This is a genomic window from Pseudomonas sp. P5_B2 (assembly GCF_056400445.1).
The window spans coordinates 1-8,525 of record NZ_JBFULH010000160.1; the positions used below are offsets into that span (position 1 = coordinate 1).

Genomic DNA, 8,525 nt, shown 5'->3' on the forward strand with positions numbered 1-8,525 from the left:
AAATTTGTGTATGACAAAGAGCAAATGTGGGAGTGAGCCTGCTCGCGATAGCGTCAGCGGCAACACTGCATGACTCAAAAGCTGTTTAAAGCCCCATCTGCTTACTGATGATCTCGTTCATCACTTCCCGCGTCCCGCCTCCAATCGACAGAATCCGGTTATCCCGGTACAGCCGCTCCACCAGACTTTCGCRCATGTAACCCAGACCACCCAGGACCTGCACCGCATCGTTGACGATCCGGTCCGCTGTGTCAGTGGCAAAATTCTTGGCCATCGAAATTTCCTTGATCACACTCTGTCCCGCCGCCATCTTCGCCGCCTGGCGATAGGTAAATTCCCGGGACACTTCCAGCGCTGTCGCCATCTCGGCGAGGCGGTGTTTTAGCACCTGGAACTTTCCGATGGGTTTACCGAAGGCTTCACGCTGACGCGCCCACTTCAGGCTTTCCTCCAGCGCCAGCTGCGCAGTCATGTTGGCCATCAGTGCGAGAGCCAGACGTTCACTCTGAAAGTTGCCCATGATGCAGGCGAAGCCCATGTTTTCGGCGCCGATCAAATTGCCTACTGGCACACGACAATCGTCGAAAAACAATTCGGCCGTGTCCGACGCCCACCAGCCCATTTTCTTCAACTGACGGCCGACGGTGAAACCGGGTGTACCCTTTTCGATCAACAACAGGCTGATGCCGCCAAAACCCGGCTCGCCGGTGCGCACCGCAACGGTGTAGAAATCGGCACGAACTCCGCTGGTGATAAAGGTTTTGCTGCCGCTGACCCGGTAGAAGTCGCCATCACGCACGGCACGGGTTTGCAAGTTGGCGACGTCAGAACCGCCGCTGGGCTCGGTGACGGCCAAGGCGCTGATCTTCTCGCCGGCCAGGACTTGAGGCACGACGCGATCGCGGACTTCAGGCCTGGCCCATTTGAGAATCGGCGGCAGGCCGATGTCCAGCGAACCGAGACCGGCCACCAGCCCGCCAGAACCACAGCGCATCAGCTCTTCGCTGGCGGCGACCTTGGCGAACAGATCACCTTCGTGACTGCCGCCCAACGCTTCGGGGTAGCCAATGCCCAGAATCCCGGCGGCACCGGCCTTGAGATAGAGCTCACGGGGAAAGCTTTCCGCTTCCTCCCACTGATCAATGTCCGGGAGAATCTCACGCTCGACAAAACGTCTGACGCTGTCACGGACCAATTGGTGGCTGGGATCGAAGTATTCCTGAAAGGCAGGCATCGGCGAACTCCACTGAAGGTTCAGCGAAGTTAACCGAGCGCTTGCTTGGTTTTCAACAGGAATGTGTGAATCAGATTGACCGAGGTGTCCGCATCGCGAGCAGGCTCACTCCCACATTGGATTTGTGGCGTTCACATACACCCTGTGGGAGCGGGCTTGCTCGCGAAGGCGTCAGTCCAAGCACTACAAGGCTATCGGCTTACGCCCGGCAAACGAATGCGCCAACGTCCCGCCATCCACCAATTCCAGCTCGCCACCCAACGGCACGCCATGGGCGATACGCGAGGCGATCAGGCCTTTATTGCCTAGCAACTGCGCGATGTAATGCGCCGTCGCCTCACCTTCCACTGTCGGGTTGGTCGCGAGGATGACTTCCGTAAAGCTCCCCGCCTCTTCAATCCGAGTCATCAATTGCGGGATACCAATCGCCTCGGGCCCGAGGCCATCAAGCGGGGACAAATGCCCCTTGAGGACAAAGTAGCGACCACGGAACCCGGTCTGCTCCACCGCATAGACATCCATCGGACCTTCCACCACACACAACAAGGTGTCGTCGCGGCGGGTATCTGCGCACTGCGGGCACAGGTCATCTTCGGTCAGCGTGCGGCACAACCGGCAATGGCCCACCCCTTCCATGGCTTGGCTCAAGGCCGACGCCAGCCGCGAACCACCGCTGCGATCACGTTCAAGTAATTGCAGCGCCATGCGCTGGGCGGTTTTCTGACCCACGCCCGGCAAAATTCGCAGGGCATCGATCAGTTGGCGAATCAAAGGGCTGAAGCTCATGGGGAAACGTCCGACAAAACAACGAGACGCGGTTTATACCCGCGCCTCTCTTTAGCGTCAAATACTCAGTCTTGAGATACCCGCACCACCAGTTTGCCGAAGTTGCGCCCTTCCAACAGACCGATGAACGCTTCGGGTGCCTGCTCCAGGCCATCGACCACGTCTTCGCGGAACTTCACCTTGCCATCACGGACCCACGGCGCCATGGCACTGATGAACTCTGGCTGACGGTCACCGTAGTCATCGAACACGATGAAGCCCTGAATCCGCACACGCTTGGTCAAAATCGTCCGCTGTAATTGCGGCAGGCGATCCGGGCCGGTCGGAGCTTCATGGGCGTTGTAGGAAGCGATCAGTCCGCACAGCGGAATTCGCGCCTTGGCGTTGAGCAACGGCACTACCGCGTCGAACACCTTGCCGCCGACGTTCTCATAGTAAATGTCGATACCGCTTGCGCACGCCTGCGCCAACTCATCGGCAAAGTTCGGGCTCTTGTGATCAACGCAGGCATCGAAGCCTAATTCGTCGACCACATAGCGGCATTTTTCCGCGCCACCCGCTACACCGACCACACGCAGGCCCTTGATCTTCGCCACTTGGCCGACCACCGAACCCACCGCGCCCGACGCCGCCGCGACCACCAGGGTTTCGCCGGCCTTGGGCTGACCGATGTCCATCAGGCCCATATACGCCGTCATCCCTGGCATGCCCAGCACACCCAAGGCCATCGACGGGCTCGGCAGCCCGGACGGCACCGGGATGATGTTGCGACCGTCGCTGATGCTGTGGCTTTGCCAACCGGTGGCACCCACCACCACATCACCTTCATGGAATTTCGGATTCGACGAGCGCTCGACCCGGCTGACCGCCCCACCGGTCATCACCTCGCCGATTTCGACGGGGGCGGCGTAGGACGGCGCGTCACTCATGCGACCGCGCATGTACGGGTCCAGCGACAGGTAAAGGGTCTTGAGCAGTACCTGGCCGTCAGCGAGGTCTGGCAGCGCTTCCCTTTCCATGCGGAAATTCTCCGGCGTCGGCGCGCCTACCGGGCGGGACGCCAGGACGATACGTTGGTTGAGGGTCAATGCTTGTGGCATGTGAGCGTCTCCTTTTATCGAGAATTGGGTGGTATAGGGGAGCAGACCGTTTGGGTGGTGTGGCGTTCGAAGTTTCTGACTCCGATCGTTCCCACGCTCTGCGTGGGAATGCAGCCCGGGACGCTCCGCGTCCCAGCAGCGGACGCAGAGCGTCCATTGAGGCATTCCCACGCAAAGCATGGGAACGATTAGTGTGGGCCAGAAACAAAAATGCCAGGCGCGATGCCTGGCATTTTTTTGTAGCTCATCCAACGCGCTTTAGCGAATCAGAATGGCAGCTTCATGCCCGGCGGCAGTTGCATGCCAGCGGTCACACCGGACATTTTGTCCTGGCTGTTGGCTTCGATCTTGCGTACGGCATCGTTGACGGCGGCGGCGACGACGGCTTCCAGCATCTCTTTGTCGTCTTCGCTTAAGCCTTCGACAAGGCTTGGGTCAATGGTCACGCTCTTGACGTCGTGACGTCCGGTCATCACCACGGTGACCATATCGCCGCCCGCTTTACCGATGACTTCGGCGTTGGCCAGCTCTTCCTGCATCTTGGCCATTTTTTCCTGCATCTGCTGTGCCTGCTTCATCAGGCCGGCCATGCCACCTTTCATCATGGGAATCACCTCAAAAGTACTTGGATTAAACAGCGTCCGGCCCTTTTGACCGAACGCCTTCAGTTATTAGCCCTGACTGACCAGAGCGTCGACAGGTTCAATAGTATCGTTACGGATCACCGCACCGAACTGTTGCATCATTTGCTGGATGAACGGATCGCCGTGGATCGACTCTTCGGCCTCGCGCTGACGGTTGGCACGGCGCCGGGACGCAGCCTGGGCCGGGGTTTCCTGCTCAGGCTTGATCAGCTCCATGCTCAGGGTCAGTGTGCGCCCGTGAAACTGGTTCAACGCATCGTTTAGACGCCGTTGCTGAGTCGCGTTGAACAAGGCGCTGTGGGCCGGGTCCAGGTGCATCAGCCAGTGATCCCCGTCGACGGAAATCAGCGTGCAGTTGGCGGCGATGCTGCCCGTCATGCCGGAAATCGGCAGTTTCGGGAACAACTCCAGCCATTGCGCCGCCAGACCGGTGGCCGGCATCGCAGCCGGTTCCGGCTCTGGTTCCGGTGCTGGGTCGGCGGCATGTTCGCTGGCCAGTTCATCGAGGTAACTGTAGGCAGAATCCATGTCCGGCTCGATGTAATCCTCATCCAGCGGCGGTTCGTCATCCTGGTCCATGCCCGGCGTGGCGGCATCGACGTCAGCAACGGACGGTTCCGGGATCGGCGCAGCAGCCCATTCCGGCGCGTCCGGCACCGCGCTGTCCGGCGTTGGCAACGGCATTGGCGGCAACTCAGGCTGCTCGCCAGCGGTTTCCAGCACCGGCTCGACGGCGGGTTGCTGCACCACTTCGGGAGTGACCGGGTCATTCCACGGCAGGTCGACGACTTCCTCGACCGCTACGGGCTCAACCACCGGTTCAGGCACGACAACGGGCGCTACCGGCTCAGGCTTTGGAGCAGGAACTGGAGCAGGTGCAACTGCCGCAGCGACTACCGGCGCAACAACGGGCGCGGCAGCCACTGAATTTGCGGAATCAACTGTGGCCTGGCTGATCCCCACTGGCTTTAGCGGTTGCCTCGGGGCGTCCACGGTGTCTGCCGGGCGGAAGGCGAGCATCCGCAGCAGGACCATTTCAAAACCACCACGCGGATCCGGTGCCAGTGGTAAATCACGCCGGCCAATCAAGCCCATCTGGTAGTAGAACTGCACGTCTTCGGCCGGCAACGCCTGGGCCAGTGCCAGCACCCGGTCACGGTCGCCGTGACCGTTGTCGACGCCTTCAGGCAAGGCCTGGGCGATGGCGACACGGTGCAGCACGTTGAGAATTTCCGAGAGTACGCCGTTCCAGTCCGGGCCTTGTTCGGCCAGATGGCGGACGGCTTCGAGCAACGCCTTGGCATCACCTTCGATCAACGAATGCAAAACGTCGTAGACCTGACCGTGATCCAGGGTACCGAGCATCGCTCGCACGTCAGCGGCCATGACTTTGCCTTCACCAAAGGCGATGGCCTGATCGGTGAGGCTCATGGCGTCGCGCATCGAGCCATCGGCGGCACGACCCAGCAGCCACAGCGCGTCGTCTTCGAACGGGACGTTCTCGACCCCCAGAACGTGGGTCAAATGTTCGACCACACGCTCCGGCGTCATGTTCTTCAAGGAGAATTGCAGGCACCGCGACAGAATGGTTGCAGGAAGTTTCTGCGGGTCGGTCGTCGCCAAAATGAACTTGACGTAGGGTGGCGGCTCTTCAAGGGTTTTCAACAGCGCATTAAAAGAATGGCTGGAGAGCATGTGCACTTCGTCGATCAGGTAGACCTTGAAGCGCCCGCGGCTCGGGGCGTATTGCACGTTATCGAGCAGTTCGCGGGTGTCCTCGACCTTGGTCCGGCTCGCGGCGTCGATCTCGATCAGGTCGACAAAGCGCCCTTCATCAATTTCGCGGCACACAGAGCACTCGCCACACGGCGTCGACGTGATACCTGTTTCACAGTTCAGGCATTTGGCGATGATGCGCGCGATGGTCGTCTTGCCGACCCCGCGCGTACCGGTAAACAGGTAGGYGTGGTGCAACCGCTGGCTGTCCAAGGCATTGATCAGAGCCTTGAGCACATGGGTCTGGCCGACCATTTCGCGGAACGAGCGCGGACGCCATTTACGTGCAAGAACCTGATAACTCATCGAAAACCGTCGCAACGAAGGAACAGAAGCGGCTAATGCTAGCGGAGCAAGGGCAAAATTGCATCCGGTGTGCTCGTCTAATCTGGTTAAGCTGTACTTTGGGGGGCTTTAATCGGCTCGGGTTTCAGCGGTACTGGAGCGTTTATGCGTTGTGCCTTGGGGGCATTGCTATGGATAAGCCTGAACGTCAACGCTGCCCAAGCGCCGTTGCGTTTTGTCGTGCCCGACAGTTGGGCGATGCCGATGGTGCAACTGGATCATGGCCGCGTGACCCAAGGCATTCTGTATGACGTGATGCTCAGCCTCGCCACCCAGGTCGGCGTGCCGGCTGAATTTCATGTAATGCCCCGGGCGCGGGTGCAAAACGCCATGGAACATGGCGAAGTCGATGTGCGTTGCTATGCCGCACAGTCCTGGCTACCCAATCAGTCCGGCGACTATATCTGGAGCATTCCACTGTGGCGTCAGCACGACGTTCTGATCGGCCTGCCAGAATCGCCAGACTCGATAACGCCGGGCAATTTACCTCGGCAACCTGTCGGCACGGTGCACGGTTACAGCTACCCGACGCTGCAACCCCTGTTCGATACCGCCCGCCTGCAACGCGAAGATGCACGCAACCAGGAACAAGTGCTGGAAAAACTCAACGCCGGGCGCTATCGCTATGCCGTGAGCAATCAATGGACACTGGATTGGTTCAATAAGCGCCTGCTGGCTGACCGGCAACTGAAAGCCGTGGCGGTGTTGCAAGAACAACATGTCGGCTGCTACGTGCGCAACGACCCCAAGGTGCCGGTGCAGCGCATTCTGCGTACGTTGTTGCGGATGAAAATGTCGGGGGAAATTGATGACATTATTCGAGTGTACATTGGGGACAAGTCATCCAACGTAGTGGCGAACTGAGGAAAGAGAACCTGAACTGCTTACTATTTAGAAAATAGCAAAGAGCAAGTTCAGGACTGCAATTTAATAATGATTTTTCAATAGCGTTAGATTGCTCAACATTTGACTAGGCTGGGCAATGCACTAATGGAAATGTAGTGAAGGCGGTTTCACCAGACATTACTTATTAAGACCTAGCATAGCGCGCTGTGCTTCAGTCAAAGATTCGATACTGACCACTGTAGGAGTATTGATGTTCGCCTTGGCGACTGGTTTGCCCATATCAGCCGAGATTGACTCTGGAAGTTTGTACATCGCCCCGGTTACCGGGTCAACAATAAGCATTCCAATCAAGCCTCCGATCAAGAAGTTACCCCAATACCATCCGCTAATATCCGAATCCAGGGTCATTGTCTTATCAGAATATCCATCCTTCTTGAATAGCAAGGTATAGGTCTGCCCGGAGAAATACCCTTTACCAGACTTCAGCGTCACGGTGCTTGGCGCGTTCCCCGAATGAACTATCTGACCAGACCTGTTCCGGATCTCAAAGGAAGCGCCCTCAGGCGCACTTAAGACCGCCACCGGATACTCCGTTTCACCGACGATGCTAGCGCAGCCATGAAGACTCAATATCGCTGCGAATGCAGCCGCTATTTTTATTATTCTCGTGTTCATTACCAGCCCCAGATATTCTGCCGTCTTTGCGGCGGCCTTTATTGGCCGACGCAGACTGTATAGAACGTGTCCGAATGTGTCCGAGCGACTCAGAAGTTTTCATGGCTTTTCATGACATTTCAGGGTTTTGGCATTTATGAATGGAATCCGCATTCATTTGGACATTGGTTCATCAACATTCGGACAGCGATTCCAATAACTCATACGCACTCACTTGGAGTTCAACACCACAACGGGTACGGAGAATTCGACCATCGGTTGTCGCGGCCAAGATAAYGTTTGACGTGGATCAAGTAAGACCGCTGGCACGATGTTACTAATTAAGTAACTGCTCAGGTTCACCTGGCCAGGTCATTAAATCCAATCAGGAGGTAAGATGTTTACAAACAAGTGGGCTTTAGCTGTGGTTTTCACAGCATTAGCCATCACCGCTCAAGCCGGACTGGCTCAAGGAGTCTTTCTCACGCCTGCTGTGAATGATACAAAAGTTGTTCAACATGGTGGTGGCTGCCGCAAAGCCTCTCCCCCAGGTCAGTGCTGCCATGCCGGATCGCAGCCATACCACTGCCACTGATGATGGCGGGAGGACCGCAAAGGTGTAGGCCGGGAAGGAGAAATTGAGTCGACTGGAATGCCCAGCACGGCGCACCACTCAGGCGTACCTGAACGCTGTCACACTTCGAGATTTTTTGACTGACAAATCCTTGTAGAACCAAGGATTAGAAATAGGTGGTAACCCCACCAGCCACACCCCGGCACACAATGTTCCCGCTGTGGCTGCTTCCTTCCGGATCTGACCAGGTTCACGGGTAATCGTTGCGGGGGGACCGATGGGGTCACCATAACGACGCTCACCTGACGGCGAGCCGCGCCATTGTACCTATCTGAGACGAAGTTACAACCGTTGGCGCGGATTAAAAAAAATGAATTGCTTCAAGGACATGCAATACCTTTGAAACACCGCACTCTGTAGCAGCTGTCGAGCAGCGCGAGGCTGCGTCCGGCTGCGMARCAGTCGTAAAACCAGGTGACGCGGTTTTTCAGATAAACCTCCACCGTCGAACTGGCGACTGCTTCGCAGCCGGACGCAGCCTCGCGCTGCTCGACAGCTGCTACAGA

7 protein-coding genes, 1 other RNA gene and 1 pseudogene are annotated in these 8,525 nt (G+C 57.7%); 1 reads left to right on the top strand and 8 read right to left on the bottom strand.

Annotated features, from left to right (window positions below):
• Window positions 1-85: 85 nt before the first annotated feature.
• From AC1DRJ_RS14245 to dnaX, 5 genes are all read right to left on the bottom strand, one after another.
• Window positions 86-1,234, bottom strand: coding sequence for an acyl-CoA dehydrogenase family protein (locus AC1DRJ_RS14245; RefSeq protein ID WP_477802720.1), 1,149 nt, complete (start codon window positions 1,232-1,234; stop codon window positions 86-88).
• Window positions 1,235-1,417: 183 nt separating this feature from the next.
• Window positions 1,418-2,020: a recombination mediator RecR gene (recR, locus tag AC1DRJ_RS14250; protein WP_477802721.1), complete on the bottom strand. Its 603-nt coding sequence runs from the start codon at window positions 2,018-2,020 to the stop codon at window positions 1,418-1,420.
• Between the two features lie 65 nt (window positions 2,021-2,085).
• Window positions 2,086-3,120: an NADP-dependent oxidoreductase gene (locus AC1DRJ_RS14255; RefSeq protein ID WP_477802722.1), complete on the bottom strand. Its 1,035-nt coding sequence runs from the start codon at window positions 3,118-3,120 to the stop codon at window positions 2,086-2,088.
• 266 nt (window positions 3,121-3,386) lie between these two features.
• Window positions 3,387-3,725, bottom strand: coding sequence for a YbaB/EbfC family nucleoid-associated protein (locus tag AC1DRJ_RS14260; RefSeq protein WP_007949476.1), 339 nt, complete (start codon window positions 3,723-3,725; stop codon window positions 3,387-3,389).
• Window positions 3,726-3,791: 66 nt separating this feature from the next.
• On the bottom strand, window positions 3,792-5,846 hold the full coding sequence (gene dnaX / locus AC1DRJ_RS14265) for a DNA polymerase III subunit gamma/tau (RefSeq protein ID WP_477802723.1): 2,055 nt from the start codon (window positions 5,844-5,846) through the stop codon (window positions 3,792-3,794).
• Between the two features lie 144 nt (window positions 5,847-5,990).
• On the opposite strand from dnaX, the gene AC1DRJ_RS14270 reads away from it, so the two are divergent.
• Window positions 5,991-6,749 (top strand): substrate-binding periplasmic protein, encoded by a 759-nt coding sequence (locus AC1DRJ_RS14270; RefSeq protein ID WP_477802724.1) that lies wholly within the window; start codon window positions 5,991-5,993, stop codon window positions 6,747-6,749.
• A 159-nt stretch (window positions 6,750-6,908) separates the two neighbouring features.
• Here the strand turns inward: AC1DRJ_RS14270 and AC1DRJ_RS14275 are convergent, their stop codons facing one another.
• From AC1DRJ_RS14275 to AC1DRJ_RS14285, 3 genes and pseudogenes are all read right to left on the bottom strand, one after another.
• Entirely contained in the window at window positions 6,909-7,406 is a 498-nt protein-coding gene (locus tag AC1DRJ_RS14275; protein ID WP_477802725.1) for a hypothetical protein, read from the bottom strand.
• Window positions 7,407-8,142: 736 nt separating this feature from the next.
• Window positions 8,143-8,239: signal recognition particle sRNA small type (gene ffs, locus AC1DRJ_RS14280), an RNA gene on the bottom strand.
• Between the two features lie 100 nt (window positions 8,240-8,339).
• Window positions 8,340-8,525 (bottom strand): annotated as a pseudogene (locus AC1DRJ_RS14285) (hypothetical protein); the annotation flags it as partial.

Coding starts and splice junctions, on each gene's coding strand:
- AC1DRJ_RS14260 (WP_007949476.1), bottom strand. CDS start 3,725: ATGATGAAAGGTGGCATGGCCGGCCTGATGAAGCAGGCACAGCAGATG.
- AC1DRJ_RS14255 (WP_477802722.1), bottom strand. CDS start 3,120: ATGCCACAAGCATTGACCCTCAACCAACGTATCGTCCTGGCGTCCCGC.
- recR (WP_477802721.1), bottom strand. CDS start 2,020: ATGAGCTTCAGCCCTTTGATTCGCCAACTGATCGATGCCCTGCGAATT.
- AC1DRJ_RS14270 (WP_477802724.1), top strand. CDS start 5,991: ATGCGTTGTGCCTTGGGGGCATTGCTATGGATAAGCCTGAACGTCAAC.
- AC1DRJ_RS14275 (WP_477802725.1), bottom strand. CDS start 7,406: ATGAACACGAGAATAATAAAAATAGCGGCTGCATTCGCAGCGATATTG.